The organism is Aquisediminimonas profunda (assembly GCF_019443285.1).
Taxonomy (GTDB): Bacteria; Pseudomonadota; Alphaproteobacteria; order Sphingomonadales; family Sphingomonadaceae; genus Aquisediminimonas; species Aquisediminimonas profunda.
The window spans coordinates 1,233,936-1,250,846 of the sequence record NZ_CP080327.1 but is presented as its reverse complement, the minus strand read 5'-3'; the positions used below and the strand labels follow the sequence as shown (position 1 = coordinate 1,250,846).

The 16,911-nt window shown below is 56.1% G+C and carries 19 protein-coding genes; 6 read left to right on the top strand and 13 right to left on the bottom strand.

Going from position 1 to position 16,911, the window contains the following annotated elements; genetic code table 11:
- The 5 genes from K0O24_RS06335 to K0O24_RS06315 are packed head-to-tail and all read left to right on the top strand — an operon-like array spanning nt 1 to nt 3,479.
- Nucleotides 1-1,134 (top strand): cupin domain-containing protein, encoded by a 1,134-nt coding sequence (locus K0O24_RS06335; RefSeq protein WP_219895031.1) that lies wholly within the window; start codon nt 1-3, stop codon nt 1,132-1,134.
- A gap of 39 nt (nt 1,135-1,173) precedes the next feature.
- Nucleotides 1,174-2,082 (top strand): fumarylacetoacetate hydrolase family protein, encoded by a 909-nt coding sequence (locus K0O24_RS06330; RefSeq protein WP_219895030.1) that lies wholly within the window; start codon nt 1,174-1,176, stop codon nt 2,080-2,082.
- A 2-nt stretch (nt 2,083-2,084) separates the two neighbouring features.
- Nucleotides 2,085-2,837, top strand: a complete 753-nt coding sequence (locus K0O24_RS06325; protein ID WP_281421695.1) for a maleate cis-trans isomerase family protein — start codon at nt 2,085-2,087, stop codon at nt 2,835-2,837.
- A 16-nt stretch (nt 2,838-2,853) separates the two neighbouring features.
- The gene (locus K0O24_RS06320) at nt 2,854-3,096 is read left to right on the top strand and encodes a hypothetical protein (protein ID WP_219895029.1); all 243 of its coding nucleotides are present in this window, start codon (nt 2,854-2,856) and stop codon (nt 3,094-3,096) included.
- A gap of 29 nt (nt 3,097-3,125) precedes the next feature.
- Nucleotides 3,126-3,479, top strand: coding sequence for a hypothetical protein (locus tag K0O24_RS06315; protein WP_219895028.1), 354 nt, complete (start codon nt 3,126-3,128; stop codon nt 3,477-3,479).
- 211 nt (nt 3,480-3,690) lie between these two features.
- Here the strand turns inward: K0O24_RS06315 and K0O24_RS06310 are convergent, their stop codons facing one another.
- The gene (locus K0O24_RS06310; protein ID WP_219895027.1) at nt 3,691-3,900 is read right to left on the bottom strand and encodes a hypothetical protein; all 210 of its coding nucleotides are present in this window, start codon (nt 3,898-3,900) and stop codon (nt 3,691-3,693) included.
- 102 nt (nt 3,901-4,002) lie between these two features.
- Between K0O24_RS06310 and K0O24_RS06305 the strand changes: the two genes are divergently transcribed.
- Entirely contained in the window at nt 4,003-4,701 is a 699-nt protein-coding gene (locus K0O24_RS06305; protein ID WP_219895026.1) for an IS6 family transposase, read from the top strand.
- A gap of 85 nt (nt 4,702-4,786) precedes the next feature.
- On the opposite strand, the gene K0O24_RS06300 is transcribed toward K0O24_RS06305, so the two are convergent.
- From K0O24_RS06300 to K0O24_RS06245, 12 genes are all read right to left on the bottom strand, one after another.
- On the bottom strand, nt 4,787-5,212 hold the full coding sequence (locus K0O24_RS06300; RefSeq protein WP_246611145.1) for a cytochrome C: 426 nt from the start codon (nt 5,210-5,212) through the stop codon (nt 4,787-4,789).
- Nucleotides 5,213-5,263: 51 nt separating this feature from the next.
- Nucleotides 5,264-5,668 (bottom strand): c-type cytochrome, encoded by a 405-nt coding sequence (locus K0O24_RS16910; RefSeq protein ID WP_343211273.1) that lies wholly within the window; start codon nt 5,666-5,668, stop codon nt 5,264-5,266.
- 43 nt (nt 5,669-5,711) lie between these two features.
- Entirely contained in the window at nt 5,712-6,233 is a 522-nt protein-coding gene (locus tag K0O24_RS06290; protein WP_219895025.1) for a methylamine dehydrogenase light chain, read from the bottom strand.
- 14 nt (nt 6,234-6,247) lie between these two features.
- Entirely contained in the window at nt 6,248-6,835 is a 588-nt protein-coding gene (locus K0O24_RS06285; protein WP_219895024.1) for a redoxin family protein, read from the bottom strand.
- Nucleotides 6,832-7,335: a MauE/DoxX family redox-associated membrane protein gene (locus K0O24_RS06280; protein WP_343211272.1), complete on the bottom strand. Its 504-nt coding sequence runs from the start codon at nt 7,333-7,335 to the stop codon at nt 6,832-6,834. The genes K0O24_RS06285 and K0O24_RS06280 overlap by 4 nt, the downstream gene beginning before the upstream one ends.
- Nucleotides 7,335-8,510, bottom strand: coding sequence for an amine dehydrogenase large subunit (locus K0O24_RS06275; protein WP_219895022.1), 1,176 nt, complete (start codon nt 8,508-8,510; stop codon nt 7,335-7,337). Before K0O24_RS06275 ends, K0O24_RS06280 begins: the two co-directional genes overlap by 1 nt.
- 205 nt (nt 8,511-8,715) lie before the next feature.
- Nucleotides 8,716-10,965: a TonB-dependent receptor gene (locus K0O24_RS06270; RefSeq protein ID WP_219895021.1), complete on the bottom strand. Its 2,250-nt coding sequence runs from the start codon at nt 10,963-10,965 to the stop codon at nt 8,716-8,718.
- Nucleotides 10,966-11,245: 280 nt separating this feature from the next.
- A complete protein-coding gene (locus tag K0O24_RS06265; RefSeq protein WP_219895020.1) occupies nt 11,246-12,739 on the bottom strand; it encodes an aldehyde dehydrogenase family protein in 1,494 nt (497 codons plus the stop codon).
- 89 nt (nt 12,740-12,828) lie between these two features.
- Entirely contained in the window at nt 12,829-13,884 is a 1,056-nt protein-coding gene (gtdA, locus tag K0O24_RS06260; RefSeq protein WP_219895019.1) for a gentisate 1,2-dioxygenase, read from the bottom strand.
- An 8-nt stretch (nt 13,885-13,892) separates the two neighbouring features.
- Nucleotides 13,893-14,369 carry an aromatic-ring-hydroxylating dioxygenase subunit beta gene (locus K0O24_RS06255; protein ID WP_219895018.1) on the bottom strand — a complete coding sequence of 159 codons (477 nt, stop codon included), beginning with the start codon at nt 14,367-14,369 and terminating at the stop codon, nt 13,893-13,895.
- Nucleotides 14,366-15,427, bottom strand: a complete 1,062-nt coding sequence (locus K0O24_RS06250; RefSeq protein ID WP_219895017.1) for an aromatic ring-hydroxylating oxygenase subunit alpha — start codon at nt 15,425-15,427, stop codon at nt 14,366-14,368. The genes K0O24_RS06255 and K0O24_RS06250 overlap by 4 nt, the downstream gene beginning before the upstream one ends.
- The gene (locus tag K0O24_RS06245; protein ID WP_246611143.1) at nt 15,427-16,851 is read right to left on the bottom strand and encodes an aromatic ring-hydroxylating dioxygenase subunit alpha; all 1,425 of its coding nucleotides are present in this window, start codon (nt 16,849-16,851) and stop codon (nt 15,427-15,429) included. The genes K0O24_RS06250 and K0O24_RS06245 overlap by 1 nt, the downstream gene beginning before the upstream one ends.
- Between the last annotated feature and the right edge of the window lie 60 nt (nt 16,852-16,911).

Below are 16,911 nucleotides of genomic sequence, written 5' to 3'. Positions count from 1 at the left end.
ATGGCAACGCAGACTGAAGCAACGGATCCGCGCGACCTTCAATTGGGCCGTTCAAACGTCACGGACACACCCGAACTTGAGGCGTTTTACAAAGAACTGTCGGGCCACAACAGTGACGCATTCTGGAACCGCGCCAATGCAATTGAACCGTGGGAACCGGAATCCCGCTATCGTCCAACTATTTGGCGCTATGCGACGATGCGCGAACTTTGCGTTCGGGCGATTGATCTCGTTAGTCCGGAAAAGGCAGGGCGGCGTGTGGTCACACTGCTGAACGATTCCGAAGTGGGCCGCGCGAGCACAGCCGTGTGTGGCTGGCTGTTCAGCGGATTGCAGGCGATGAAGCCGGGTGAGATCACTCCGGCCCACAGGCATACCGCATCCGCCCACCGATTCATTATGGAGGGCGGCGGTGCCTACACGGTGGTCGATGGCCACAAGATCACATTGGGCAAGCATGATTATGTGCTGACGCCCAATGGCACCTGGCACGATCATGGCGTTTCGGCGGATGGTGAGCTATCGATCTGGCAAGATGGACTCGATATCCCATTGATGAATTGTCTCGAGGCCAACTTCTACGCGGTTTATGACGAACCGGCACAGACAGCCACATTCCCTACCAACGATCTGCCCTTCAGTTATGGCTCGGGCTTGCTGCCAGAAACGCGCGCTGCCTGGGACCGGCCCTACTCACCGGTCATGGTTTATCGCTGGGAAGAGACGCAGGACGCTCTCGGAAAGCTGGCACGAGTCAACGCGCCATGTCCGCATGACGGCTACATGTTGCGCTATTCCAACCCGCTGACCGGTGGCTGGGCGATGAAGACGATGGGGGCAAACATGCAAATGTTGCCTAGTATGTTTCGTGGTACGGCGCACCGCCACACCGGAAATGTGGTCTATAATGTCGCGCAAGGGCGCGGGTATTCGAACATCGGTGGGCAGCGGATCGATTGGGAAGAGCACGACATCTTCTGCGTACCCGCCTGGATGTGGCACGAACACGTCAATCTAGGTGGCGACGAGGCGTATCTTTTCTCGTTCAACGATTTCCCGGTGATGGAAGCGCTCGGCGTAAGGATCACTGAGGCATTGGAGGGCAACGATGGGCGCCAGGCTTTGCAAGCTTGAATCCAGCCCTTCCTCAACCCAACTATAAGGATTATCGCAATGCGTTTGGTAACATATCGGCTCGGACAGGAAGCTGCGCGACTGGGGGTCGAGAAGGACAATTTGATCATCGACGTTGCGCGGTTCGGTGAGCGATGCGGTCTGTTTCTCCCTTCGACCATGCTCGAGTTCATCGATCTGGGTCCGCTTGCACGCGTGCAGCTTGGCGATGAGTTAGCTAACACTGTGGCACCAAGATTGGTCGGTTGTTGTATTCCGGCGAGCAACGCGACTTTGCTCGCCCCCATTCCTCGCCCGCGCAAGAATATCTTCGGGGTAGGCCTCAACTACACTGAGCATGTCGCAGAATCCGCTCGCACACTCGATACGTCGAAGGAACTGCCGCAAGAGCCGGTGATCTTCTCCAAGCCCCCCACAGCGGTTGTCGCTTGGAACGATCCGATCCGCCACAATGCCAAGGTGACCAAGCAGCTTGACTGGGAGACCGAATTGGCCGTCGTGATCGGCAGCCGCGCATATCGCGTCTCTGTCGAAGATGCGCTCGATCATGTCTTTGGCTATACTGTAATCAACGATGTCAGTGCACGCGATTGCCGCCGTGCCGGGCAGTGGATAGTCTCTAAGGGACAAGACAGCTTTGCCCCAATGGGTCCTGCAATCGTGACGGCCGATGAAATCCCTGATCCGCAGACGCTTGGCCTCAAAACCTGGGTCAATGGAGTGGAAAAGCAGAACAGTAATACAAAGCTCATGCTGTTCAGCGTGCGCGAACTCATCGCGGACATCAGCAGCGTAATGACGCTTGAGCCGGGCGATATCATCGCGACTGGCACGCCGGCCGGAGTCGGTGCTGGACGCGACCCGCAAGAATTTATGTGGCCGGGCGACGTGGTAGAATGCGAGGTCGAAAAGATCGGCCGTTTGCGCAATCCGATCGTGGCGTTGTGAGCATGACGCGTCCATTCCGTATCGGCCAGATCGTGCCGAGTTCCAATGTCACCATGGAAACCGAGATCCCTGCTATGTTGCGCGCGCGGGAGATGATTCTGCCTGAGCGCTTTACTTTCCATTCCTCGCGCATGCGGATGAAACGGGTGACCAAGGAAGAACTCGCTGCGATGGACGCGGACTCCGATCGCTGCGCATTGGAACTGTCCGATGCCGCGGTTGATGTGCTGGGCTATGCCTGCCTGGTGGCGATCATGAGCATGGGCCCGGGCTATCACCGCCAGTCGGAGGCTCGCTTGCATGGCCGTACCCTGGAAAATGGTCACTCGGCACCCGTCGTCACCAGCGCAGGCGCCCTGGTCGATGGACTGACCACATTGGGAGCAAAGCGGGTTGCCGTCATCGCGCCCTATATGAAGCCGCTGACCGAGCTCGTGGTCTCCTATATCGAGAATGAGGGGATCGCTGTTCAGGATTCGCTTGCGCTTGAAATTCCTGACAATCTGGAGGTAGCGGCGCAAGATCCCGCCAATCTGATTAAGCATTACAAGCGCCTTGATCTTAGCAGCATCGATGCGCTTGTGCTTTCGGCCTGCGTCCAAATGCCTTCGCTGCCCTCGATCCAGACAGTCGAGGACCAGATCGGTCTGCCGGTCGTATCGGCGGCGGTCTGCACCACGCATCAGATGCTGAAGCGGCTTGGCCTGGAGGCGCGCGTGCCGGGTGCCGGCTCGCTTCTCTCCGGCCGCTTCTGATCGGGAGTTGTCTGCCGTGCTTTTCGACACATTCGAACGTCAGCCAGCGGATGAACTGCTCTCACTGATCGGGCTCTATGCGGCGTACCCGCGCCTGACCAAGATCTATGTGGGCGTGGACGTATACCGCGATGCCAAGGACACGACCCAGGTCATGTCCGCGATCAATGCAACCGAGGCGCGGCTGCTAGAAGGCCGGCGCCGCGATGACAGCATTTCCGAGCTGTGCCGCAAAGAAGGTATTTCCCGCCATGGCTGAGCCGCGTCAGCCATGGGCGCTCGCCGTGCATGGCGGAGCCGGCGCTGACTGGGGCGAGCGTCATGTGGCTCGCGCACACCGGGAGCCCTACGGAGCTGAGTTTGGGCATCATGGCCGCGAGCTTCTGTCTCGTGTTCGGAATGCCCTTCCTTCTGGGGCTTGCAGCTGAACTCGACCCGTCGGGGCGACTGGCCACCTGCGTCCGAGGCTATACCGGCTTGGGCAATACGATCACCCCCGGCCTTGCCGGGATATTGCTCCTAGCTGGTGGAGACTTCGGGTCAATCGGGTGGACGGCCTTGATCTGCTGCATAATCGCTGCAGGGCTTATCCTGCCAATCGCCTACAAGGCCGATGTTTCCATGGCGCCCAAAGACATCTAGCAAGCTGACAAGCACATTCGCCCGGTCTTTCCGGAGCGTGCCAACGTTAAGCCCGCAACTAGCCCAGCGATCCCGCCCTCAACAACCGCGCCGCGGGTCACCACAACACCGCCAGCTATACTGCGCAATGTTGCTCGGAATGGTTTGACTATCCATGAACTTCAAACTCCACAATTAACCGCCAACCTACACGAATGGCATGCCCCTAGCGCTAGTTCCTGGTAGGTCCGTCGACAATCCTGACGGGATCGGTGTCGACATCCCAGACATGAGCGGCTGCAGAAATTGGCGCATGCGCAGCAGAACCGTCAGGCTCGTAAATTAAGTGCGAGTAGAATTTATCGGCGATGAACAAACAGGCGTTGCGCCAGCAAGTCTCGACATAGGCCGCGAGATCCTTTCCGGTGACTACCTGTCCCATGGGATTGCAAGGGTTTGAGCTCACGAACGCGTCGATCCGGAGCTGTCAGACTAACGCTAAACCGTCTCCCCTTGCGGTACGGAGTCGCATAAGAGTGCCGGGATGCAGCTCATATGCTTCAAACGACACCGCTTCCCGCCGGATGTAATTCGGTACGCGGTTTGGCTCTACTATCGCTTCACCCTGAGCTTGCGCGACGTCGAGGATCTGCTCGCCGAACGCGGTATCGATCTCTGTTACGAAACGGTCCGGTGCTGGGCAAACAAGTTCGGCCCCGCAATCGCCGCCAACATTCGCCGGAAGCGCGGACGCGCCGATTGCGTCTGGCAGTTGGATGAGATGGTCGTGAAGATCGGCGGCAAGCGAATGTTTATGTGGCGCGCCGTCGACAAGGAGGGAGAGGTCCTCGACATCCTCGTCCAGAAGCGAAGGAACAAGAAGGCAGCGCTGAAATTGCTGCGAAAACTGCTCAAGAACCAGGGTTTCGTTCCCGAGGCCATCGTCACCGATGGGCTTGCGTCGTACAAGGTTGCGCTGCGTCAACTGGGTGCCCTCGCCCGCCACCAACCCGGTCGACTGCGCGATAACAATCGCGCCGAGAATTCGCACCTTCCAGTCCGAAGACGAGAACGAAAAATGCAGCGCTTCAAGTCACAAGGTCAAGCTCAGCGTTTCGTTTCAACCCACTCAGCAATCTACAATACATTCAATATCGAGCGTCATCTCATTTCCCGAAATAACATGCGACACTTTCGGTCAGCTGCCATGGCGGAATGGAATGCTGCGTCCGCTGCCGCATGAGTTTGCGGATTGGGAGCAAGCTGCGCGCTCGAAAAGTTACCCTGACAATCCCATGAGGCGGCCAACTGAGTGGCAATCAATTCGGTTACCGCCCCAGTTGCTCTCTCCACGCAGCATGCAACCGCCCACGCATTGCAGCTGCCTCGACGCGCAGAGGATGCTTGCGTAGCGTTTCGATTTCGTCGCCAGTATAGGGACGAAAATCGCGCGGAACATGCGCGGGGTCGAACCGGATAAGCGTCCAGTTCAATAGCTCAGCGACCTCGTCACTAGGAAGATTGACGGTTGCAACGCCAGGCACGCGAGCCAGATATTCGCGCCCCCCTGGCACTGAAAGGACCTTGGCGACTTCACCTGCAAGCGGCGGTGCATTCAAAGGCTTGGTTGTCGCGTCGGCGCGATGACATCCTTGGCATTTGAGCATCCAGTTTTGTCGAGCTCGAGGATTGGAGCCCAATGCATCAGCACCGAAGGACAGCGGTGCGTCGAACGCTGCAGCCGTGCCAGTCACCAGAAGGACGCAAAACAGGACCGGCACCAAGCGCATGACCAGCCGGTTCGCTCAGAGCTTCGGGCGCAGCTTGGGAACCTGCGCCGGAGTGACATTGTCGGACGTCTTTCTGACCGCAGCGACCTCACGCACGCTGAACGCCCTCGGATCCGCTCCGACCTTACCCAGATCGTTTGTGACATAATTGAGAACAGCAGCCACCCCTGCATCGTCCAGTCCGGTCTGCGCCGGCATAGATCCACGGTAGGATTTTCCATCGACAATGATCGGACCGGAGACACCCTTGAGTACAACCATTATCAGATACTTGCGTCCTGCATCGCTGCGGGCGAGAGCTCGCGCATCGGCCCGCAACGATGGAAAGGCGCCTGGGACACCTGCCCCGCTCGCAAGATGACAAGCAGAACAACGCGAAAAGGCATTAGGTGCCTGGGCCGCGAAGACGCCCGGCTGCATCATAAACATGGACAAAAGCAGTGCACCGACAAACCTCATCACGTCACTTCTCCAACGCGGTCCCGATAATCACCGCAGTCGAGCAGTTGTAAATGGAACCGCTTTCGGTCCCAAGGCACCACATGATATCCTGAGCCGATTGCGGACGAACGACCGGCCGGTCGCCTTCCTGACGGCTGCACATACATTTGCCACAGGAGGAGGAACCACAGCAATCGTTATAGCTGATGATGTACGCCCGACCGTCGGCCGGGTTCGTGCAGGTCCCGACCCAGGTCAAGGGAGACATTTCCGATCCGGGAGGACATTTAGATGCCGATCCTCCACAGCACGAACAAAGATAGCCATGGATTGCGCAATAACGCCAATAATCGCACTGCGTGGGGTCGCCAGGATCTTGGGGGTTTTTGCCGGACGTGGCTGCCGCGGCTCGTGAAATCGGCAGGACCGGAATGACCGCTGCGCCTGTGATGGCCGACCCCAGGACGGCCAAAAGGCTGCGCCGCGATGTTCGATTGGCGATGCCGCGGGCCATATTTTCTGTAAAATCATGTATGGAAGCCATGGCTTGGTATCTCCTCAAGCGGCTGAAAGAAACTGTTGGAGTGAGGCTACGCCGCGCTCCTTCGCCTCGAACAGACTTTCAAGATGTTCGCGGCTGTTGACAAGGCCGAGCGCAGCGACCTTGCCGTGCTCATCGATAAGTACCGCATAGGGCAGCCTGGAAACACCAAAAGCTCGTCCGAGCTCTTCTGAGACGACATATGGGATGCCCTCCAGCTCGTGTGCAGCGATCATCTTGCGGTGTGAAGGTTCATCGCCATCGCTCGCGAGCACCGTGCGAAGCCAGGCGCGTTCGGCGCGCATCGCCGACTTGAAGGTTGGAAGCAAAGACTTGCAGACCGGGCAATCTGGAGAAACGAAGAAGAGCAACTGGCTTTGCGCATGTTCCCCTCCCACGACGACCTCTGATCCATCCAAGGCAGAAAGCCGAAGCTGCGGCGCGACGTGCCCCGGCTCGATATTCTTGTGGAGAGTCAGCGCACCGGCAGGCGCGATTCGCTCGTGAAGAACCCCGACTTGTCTCGCCAGCGCGGCGACAAGCAGCCCGACAATCGCCAGCCCCACCCAGAGGAGGGCTTGCGAAACAAATAGAAAACCGCTCATCGACCGATACTCCTTCGCAGTGTGGAGAGTGCAAGCATTTCGTTGCCGGCGATATAAAAGGCGAAGAATGCAGCGCCTGCCAGAATAAACTCCCATCGGAAGCTTGCGAACTCGGCAGACACCGCCACCAAAGCTGCAAGACAACTCAACGACAGCGCGCGCGGTATGGCTTTGCGAGCATCGTCTGGTCTTGCATTTATCGTGCAGCCGCAATCGATCTTGGAACCCCTGCGTGTCCACAGCAGGATCGAATAGAGCCCCCACAGCGCCGCAGCAACCAAAGCTCCAGTTCGCTGTGATCCGGGAACGAGCAGCATCACCGCTGCCGCAACCTCGGCCCCGGCGGCAGCCAAGCTGAGGATCGCGCCGGTTGATACCGATAATCCCGTCAGTTCGGCTGTAGAAACGGCCAAACGCTCGCGCTGGAGGAGCTTGTGCGCAGCGCCCTCGGCTAGAATAAAGGCCAGCAACGCGCTCAACACCGTCAAGACATAGCCCATCACTGTGATGCCGTAATCGCGGTGACATCTACAACGACGTCCTTAATGCTGCGGCGCAAGGACCCTGTAGCAGCATCGTAGACATCGAGACTTCCACTCTCGCGGGCAGCGACCAGCGACGGAGACTCTTCATGCGTCACTTCGATGGATACCGCCGCATTGGCCAAGGGAAACCGTTTGATTCTCTGTTTTGTTATAGGGTCAATCACCCAAATCTCTGTTCCACCCTGCTTCTGCGTCCGCTCGCCACCGGCAGGATTCATCAACACATAAAGTAGGCCGCTAGGATCGACCGAGATAGGCTGCCATCCCGACGGCAACCATTCGCCAAGCGCCGTTTTCTCATGCGGCAAGGCAAACGCCCCAAGGTCGCGTGCGACCGATCCGCTCAAGTCAATTGCTCTAATGTTGCCGTCGAATGTAGTGAACCAGGCCTTCCCGCCATGGCGTGCGGGAATCATGTTCATTGGATCATTGTCGATGTCATTAAATGCTTTACTCGAAACCGAGTCCAACACCTTTCCCTTTTCGTCGAGGGAGACGCTGAGCATCGTGCCATCTGCGCACAAGGACATGAACCCGCGCTTGCCGAGCGGATAGGCAAAGGTGCAACCGGGCACATCTACATCTGAAAGCACACGCCGCGCCACAAGATCCACGACCGTAATCGAGGATGCAGGTGTGAAGTTGAAGACCAATGCCCATTTTTCGTCGTTGGTGAACTGGAAATTGTCCTTATGCGTGACGAGCAAGCCACGCTTGCCACCCGGCAGGATGATCTCGTCGATAGGCTTAAGCGTAGCCTTGTCATAGATCGTAATGGCATCGGTCCGTTCGCCGCGCGTCACGCGCGAATAATAGGTTCCGGCGGCATAAAGCTCCGGACGGGTCGAGGACGAAAGCAGCTGCCCCCAATAGCCAACCTGCACCTGGGCCTTGAGCGCTGCCTCATCGCTTGCCACATCTACGATCGCCACGCGTTGGGTGACCATCGCGATTGCGATAAGATCGTTCACAAAGACATAGCTCGGCGGATAGGCTTCAGGCAACTTCGCCGACGCCGGCGTTTCCTCAGGTGGCAGGGGATCAGGGAATCTCTGGCCATAGGCAGGCTCGGCCAGTGAGGCGAGAACCGGCACCATGGCCAGAGCAAGAAGCAAAGGTCGCGCGCTCATTGGCATATTCCTTTCGTTCGAGCTGCCAGCGCCTCATGATCCTCATGGAAAATGCAGCGGTTCAAGTCCCAGGGTAAGGCGCAGCGCTCTGAGTCCACCCACTTATCAATCTACAACACCGTCAACTTCCAACGTCACCTAATCTCTCGAAGTCCCGTGAGATTCTTTCGGAGTCGACACGACGACTCCTCCTGTTCCGCTCCATTCAGAACTTGCGCCCGAGAACGACGCCAAAACTGCGCGGGGCTCCGACGTGGTTATAGTCAAAGCCCAGGCCGCTGACGTCAATGCGAGAGGTAAAAAAGAAGCGGTTGGTCAGATTCTTGCCCCAAAGCGACAGCGTCCACGGCCCATGCTCGATGTCTATGTGCCCACCAAGTTGTACGTAACCATCTTGCCGTAATCGTGGCACGTTGAACACTTCAAAGAACTGGCTGGACACGTAACTGACATCACCGTGAAAGCTCAGTTGCCCATCCTCCCAGCGCACCGCCGTAACGTCGGCGCCACCCGAGAAATTAACTGCTGGCGCGTTCAACAGCTTGTTGCCGGCCAGATTGGTTCCGGTAAGCAGCCCCTTCTCGACCTTAGTGTCCAGCAGTCCAAGCCCTGCACGCAAGCCAATCGAATCAGATGCTTTTACATTTAGTTCAACTTCGGCTCCCAAAATGCGCGATCTGTCGACGTTGATAAGCGTCTGAGCAATGGTAGTCGGATTCACGTTGATGAACTGCTGGTTCCGATAAATGTAATAAAAGGCCGAGGTATTCAGGGTCGCTCTGCGATCAAGAAAGCGGGTCTTGGCCCCGACCTCAAACGCGTCGATCTCTTCGGGCTTCGCTATCGAAACCTCGCTCGGATCGAAGAACGCTTGAGCATTGAAACTGCTTGCTCTGTATCCCCGGCCATAGTTGGCGTAAAAAAGCGCGCCGCCATCTGACTTGTAGTCGAGACCGATCTTGCCGGACAAATTGTTTGTCGTGAAGCGGCTGTTGGTCGACGGTATCAATTCAAGGACAAAAACATCATCGACACCTCGGGCGACTGACCGCAAATTGGTCTGGTCCCCAGTGTCATGGGTGAAGCGCAGACCACCACGCAGGGTGAACCCACTGCCGAAATTATATCGAAGATCACTGTAGAGCGCGTAGCTGGACTTCTTCTGGTCAAAGCTGTTGCCGACGCGACAAGCTGCAGTCGACCCAGTTGCAAATGCATCGGCGCAATCGGTTGCATTTATGCTTCCATCACCATTCACATCGACGTCATTGAAGAAGCGCAATTCGTATGCGTTGAAAACCGTTTCGCGATTATAATAGGCACCGAGGATGAAATTGAACGGGCCAGACCAATCGCTCGTCAGCCGCAGATCCTGGGAGAATTGTCTTGCGCGATCAAAATATGGCAATTCCAAGGTTTGTGTCGGACTGCCATCCGTGTCCTCCCCAAAGGATAATGTACCGCGGTCGTAGGACGTGACCGACGTGATTCCGAGCCCATTTCCGATGTCGAAATTGCCGGTGAGCGCGACTGCATAAGTCCTTGCCCTGCGCTTTGGTGTATAATTTGACTCAATTTGACGATTGTTTAGGCCGGCACGGACATACCCGGTACCACCAATCCCAGCAGCATCAACCGGCTGGGCAAAAACACCATAATTGTATGGATTCTGAAGACTTGTCGACGCGCGAAGCACGAATGACGCACTCGCACTTGGCTCCCAGCGCAGCGAGCCGCGAATTCCATATTCATTTGTGCCGTTCAAGTCAGGCTTGTTTGGAAGCTGGTTTCGAAACCAGCCGTCGGCATGGGCATATGTGAATGCGACACGTGCGCTGAGCGTATCACTGAGCGCAACATTGACCGCGCCATTCGCCTCATAGCGCCCGTAGTTCCCAGCTCCGACGTTGAGATAGGCTTCGTTTGAAAACTCAGGACGTTTGCTGATCAAATTGACCGCTCCGCCGGTTGTGTTCTTGCCGTAGAGCGTACCTTGCGGCCCGCGCAAAACCTCCACCCGCTCAATGTCGTAGAGCGCAACTCCCAAAAGGGCGAAATTACCCTTGTAAACCTCGTCATAATAGGTGGCGACAGGTCCAGATTGATTCAAGCTGAAGTCCGACATTGAGACTCCGCGCAGCGAAAAGATTGGCGTGTTCTCGCCAACTGTTGCCGCCAATTGCAGATTCGGCGTTTTGGTCACGAGATCATCAGACTGGGTAATACGCTGCTTCATTATGTTGTCGCCGCCAATTGCGGATATTGAAACCGGCACGTCTTGTAGCCGCTCGCTCCGCTTTTGAGCGGTGACGACAATGTCATCGGCAGACACTTCTTCGGCAGGGCCTGCAGCTGGCGCCACCGCTTGCGCCAAGCAGGGACCGGCGAGAATGCCAGAAACCAGGACTGGAGCGAGGCCTTTGGTGGCAAGCTGAACAACATCACAGATTTTCATAGTGGCTTCCCCCTCAAGTGCGATTTTCCAAAGCGCCTGTAATTCCAATATAGCAAATAGATTGCCTATATCGGTAAACCTAGTCCGGCGCCTTATTGTTGTAAAGAGCCATTTTTCGGGCACAGAAGTGACGCAGGATGTCGGCAGATTCTATGTAATGCGGTCAAATCCCAGCCGGTTGAAATGAAGGATTCCGACCAAGCGTCTTTCCCTGTCCTCGGACGTCGAGGACAGTCGAGCATGACAAAATGAAACGCTCCGAATTCGCGCCGATATCTGATCAGGCGTCTTCCATATGCAGGATGACGGATTTCGAGATCGTATAGTCACGCAGAATATCGGTCGAAAATTCCCGGCCAAACCCGCTTTGCTTGAATCCACCAAGGGGCATCCCGACACGAAGATTATAATATTTGTTCACCCAAATCGTGCCGGTCTGGAAGTTTCGCGCCATGCGATGGACTTGCGCGATGTCACGACTCCAAATGCCCCCGCCCAGACCATAGTCGCTATCGTTGGCCTGTCGCATCACGTCAGCCTCGTCCGACCAACCAATGACTGCCGTAACCGGACCAAAAATCTCCTCTCGCGCAACCCGCATGTCGTTACGGGCGTTGTCGAGCAATGTCGGTTTGATAAAATAGCCCTTGTCCAGCAGCCCCCCACACGCGCGTTCACCGCCAGTCAGGACAGTTGCGCCTTCGCTCGCAGCGAGGTCAAGATATCCCATTATCTTGTCGAATTGAGCTTTGGAAGCCTGCGCGCCCATCTGCGTATCGGGCAAGGTCGGATCACCCAATTCGACGCGGTTGAGGGCTTCCGCGAACTTGTGAACAAATTCTTCGCGAATTGCATCGTGAACGAAGACACGCGATCCAGCGAGGCAAATCTCGCCCTTGTTGACAATAGTGGATTCAACTGCGCCGCGGACAGCAGCATCAATGTCCGCGGTCGGGCAGACGATTTGCGCCGACTTGCCGCCAAGCTCAAGGGTCTGTGGAATGATGTTGCGCGACGCATATTCGATGATCTTGCGCCCGGTAAAGACCGATCCAGTAAAGGCGACTTTTCGCACAAGGGGATGCGTGACCAGCGCCTCTCCGACATCCGCACCATAGCCTGTAACGATATTCACAACACCGGGCGGCAACAAGTCGGCGACCTCTCGAATGAACTCCAGTACGGCAAGGCACACGGTTTCTGCGGGCTTGAGCACGACCGTCACACCTGCCGCCAGAGCAGGCGCAAGTTTCGCCGTTGCCATAATCAATGGCACATTCCAGGGGATGATTTGGGCCACGACACCAATTGGCTCGCGGTGGACAAAGCCAATCGCGTCAGGATAGTCGTGCGTTTCCCCAGGAATGCCAACTCCCGCTGCAGCAGCAAAATACGACAACAAGTCGATCGCCATCTCGATGTCAAAATGGCGCGCTTCCATGATCGTCTTGCCGTTGTTCAGGCTCTCCATCATTGCAAAATCATCGGCACGGGCGCGCAATCGTGTCGCCATCTCAGTCAGGATTGCCTGACGCTGTCGGCAATGAGTTCGTGACCACGCCGGAAATGCGCGCGCGGCAGCGGCTACAGCATTCTCAACATCCGCAGCGTTGCCGGCCTGAATATTCGCCAAGGACTGTCCCGTTGCCGGATTGATCTGGGTAATTATCTTGCCAGACGCACCGCCAACCCATTTCCCGTCGATGAAATGTCCATATTCCTCAAGGAACAAGTTCCTGCTTTGTGATGCAATCTCTGCCAGCTTCTCGGTCATCAGGTTTTCCTCTCCTTATGAGTTCAATTTTGACGACTGCAGTGAAGATGACCAAGGGTCTCGTGCGGCAACGCTGCAGCGTCATGGTGTTACAGGAGCAGCTCGCGCCACAGTTCGAGACGTTGTTGCGCCGCGCGGTCGGAATAGCTGAAAACCACTAAATCACTGCTCGCAACAAAGCGGCGCTGCGCCCATGCCGGAACCACCACGATGTCGCCTGGCGTAAGCGCATAACTTGTGCCATCAATCTCGAGAGCACCGTCTCCCTCGACGACAACATGAATTGAGCTTTCGCTCGAACGCATGGGTCGTGTCTCGAAGCCGCCCGGAACTAATCGAGCAAAGGCCGCCATTGTCGCCAGAACCGCTCCTCCGGTGCGCGGATTCACAAACTCCATCAAATAGGCATCATGCGGGTGAGCAGGTCCGCTCATACGCAAGGATTCAAGAGTCTCACGCCAATCGGAAAAGGGATAAATAAAGAGCGGATTGTGTGGGTTGCTTTGCTCAATGCGCCGCGCAGGCGCCAAATTGCGGCCCCAGCGTGTTTCGGCATCGCCTGCCGGACGGGTCGTGGGCCAAGCACCCCTGTCAGCACTATGCTCGGCAAAACTTGCATCCAGAGATTGGATGAGAGGAATATCCAGTCCGTCGAGCCAAATCATAGGCGCATCGGTTTCATTGCCATGATCGTGCCATACCCAGGCCGGCGTCAACACAAGGTCGTGACGGTGCATGTACGCACGTTCGCCATCGAGCGCAGTAAAAGCACCCTCACCTTCCATAATGAACCGCAACGCGTTCTGCGTATGGCGATGGGCGGGTGCTATTTCACCCGGAAGGATCAATTGGAGCCCGGCATAAAGCGTCTGCGTGGTGCGGGACTCACCCGTCATTGCAGGATTCTCAAGGATGAGGACCCTCCGCTCAGCTTCAGCTGCGCTAATCAGTTCGCCCGCCTCCATCAGGTAGGGACGCACTTTTGAAAACGACCAGCGTGCCGGGACTGCACGAGTGGTTGGCGTCGGCGTAACCAGCGATGACAGGACTTCCCACAACGGCGCCAAGTTGTGCGGACGCAATTGCGCGTAGAGATCGCTCAACGTTTTTGCGGCAGGCTGAGCAGGGCTCAAGGCAGGAGTCATAATGGGCCTCAAATCGGATAAATGAGCGAATTTGGAATGATTTCGCTGTCGAATACGCAAATCTTTTGCTGAAACAGCAAACTGCCATTCGTCATTTGGATGCGATCAATGTAGCGGCCGACGTTGAAAACGTCGCTCGTTGCATCGCGTTTGGTTCGGACAACCAAATAGTTTGTTTCGGTGCAGACCAAATTGCCCTCGCGGCTCACAATGCGCGTGGGGCCGAGAATATGACGCTGATAATATGGAGCATGAAACAGCGTACTCTGGATCCCATATACACGATCACGGAGCATGCCCATCCCCTTTAGGTCTATGGTGGCGAGCGGCAATCCGCGCTCATGATTTTCACGCGGAACGATGCGATAGTGACAATCATGAGTGAAAAATGCCGGCCAATTCCCGAACTCTCCGGAATCAACACAGGAAACGTAAGCGGCTTGGAGGTTTGCAACTCCAATGTGCAGGGACAAAGGTATTTTCATGCAGCACCGACCTCGCCCAGAATGGAATGCTGAGCCTCTGCTGCCAATCGATCTTCCACAATCTTGCGCCATCGTGCGACGCCAATGTCTATATCCAGCCAAACAGGCCGAAAATTGTCCCGCCCAATTTTCTCCCAAACAGAAGCTTGAGCAGCGATCATTGGCATGTCCTGTTCAGCAAAAGCGAAACGTCTAAGATCAGATATCTTTTCCTTCATCTCAGCCGTGTCACTTCCAGGGCGGATATTCCAGCGTACGGCAGCAAAATGGTAGTGCGTTGTCCGTTCCGTTTCGGGGGTCAGAATATGAACGCCAAAATAGCCTGTGCCCGCTTCCCGCGGCTCACCAACTCCTGTAACGCCCACATCAAGCAAAAGTGCCGCGGGAGCGTCCCAGCGCATCGACATCCAGGAATCGACCCCTGCGCCGTCCTGCCGAAATAGCATATCAAACATTTCAGGCGGAGTGACACCCGCGGAGCGCCGCGACACTGTCACAGTGCCACAGTTCAGTTCGATAACATTTTTGGCTTCAATCATTTCGGCGTTGCCCAAAATTCCCTCATGCAGAAAATTGACATGGCTGAGGTCGAGCAGGTTATCGGTGATCAAGTCCCAGGGCGCCGCCATCAAAAGATGGTCACGACGCAACGCAGCCGCTCCTGTGGCGCCATCAAGTATAGAAAAATCAGGAATTTGAGCTGTGTCAGGTTCACCGTTACCCAACCAGATCCATATGGCGCCGTGCCGTTCGCACGCCGCGAAGCGGCGGACGCGCGCTCGCGGCGGAATGCGCGCGCCGTGCGGATTGTATGCGCAAATGCCATCCCGCCCAAATTCCAGGCCATGATAACCGCATACAATGCGGTCGCCGTCCACCCGCCCGCGTGACAATGGCGCCAGCCTATGCGGGCACCGATCTTCCAGGACCACAATTTCGCCATCAGGGGTCCGATACAAGACGAGCATCTTGCCAACAATTGTCCGGGCAAGCACGGTGTCTCCCGTGAGCGCTTCGCTCCAAGCGCCAACATACCATGCCTCATTGACAAACGGCATCACAACTCCATGACCTTTCGCCAATAGTGATACATGCCGCGGATCAATGTTTCGGTGACCATGTGATCTGTGTTGCCGACATCAGTGCCACCAAGTTCGCACAAGGACTCAAAATCGCCATCCTGCCGGAATCCGTCTTGGCTAAATTCGATAACTTCACCATCATCGGCCGATACATAGCCGGCCGGTCCAAACAAATTGGCCTGCATCAAGCGCCGTGCTCGCATCTCTTCATTGTCATTTGCGAAGCCGAAATGTGTCCAGACGAAATCGAATTCGTGCGGGCCGCGCGGAATAATCTGTCGCGTCGACAGCGAATTGACTTGTTGCTGGAGAATGACGCTGGGGAAAAGAGTTGTCATGCATACGGTCGGCTCGCCCCACCAGTCTTCATGCACGATGTCCAAAAGTGCCTTGTCATTGAGCGTCATGTTTCGACGAAAACTGCTCACACCCTTTGTCACTTCTTCATCTAAGGTCTCACTCCTTCGTGACACCATGCAAGCATGGCGACCATGTGCATCCATGACCAAATTCGATTTGTTGTCTGCCCGCCAAAGGCCAAAGGTTACGAACCAAGTGTGGAGCAGGCCCGGATGATAGGGATCCTTGATGTTTTCCATCATCAGTTTCCAGTTGCCGGGGATGCGCTGACGTGAATAGCCATGGACAACCAGTTCACGACCATCGAAGGTGCGATCAAAATATGGGAGAACATCCGGCCCGACATAGTCTTCGAATGGCGCTACTGACGCATCGAATGAGGCAAAAACCACACCGTTGCGCACTGCGACGCTCAATTTGGTCAGCGCACGATCGGTTAGTGCGAAGTCTGCAGGCATCCCGCCCTGCCCTTTCACCCCGCGCTGGAATGGCACACCAAGCAGTTTGCCATCATAATTATAGTTCCATTGATGGTAAGGACAAACCAACGTCTTAACTTGGCCATGACGCTCCTGGCAGAATTGCATCGCGCGATGTGCGCATCGATTTTCAAGCACGTTGATCTCACCGGCGCGGTTCCGGATCATGATAACCGATCGTTCACCTATCATTGTGCGCTTGAAACAGCCCGGAGACGGAATCTCCACCTCAAGACCCACATAATTCCAGTGGGGGCCGTAGAAGATGCGCGCAAGCTCGCGAGCGTAAATCGCAGGATCGGTGTATATCTTGGCCGGGATCCGGCTCGAACCGCTATTTAGCCAAGGCGAGGAGACCCCAGGCATAAGAAGGGATGCGTCTCCGGGCGCGCCAATCGCTTCAACTCCCATTGCATTTCCTCTCCAAGCGTCCCCGCAGTTTATATCGGCGGAAGATTGTTGATAGATACTATGCCTGACCAAACATAAGTCCGCAATAACCAATGTGTTGGCTAAGATGGAATTTTGCGCTATGGGTCTTCCGGCATGACGGAGCAGCAAACCTTTTCACATTCTAGGCGTCCGCCATTTGGATTCTGGCACGAACAATCAATTGTCGGT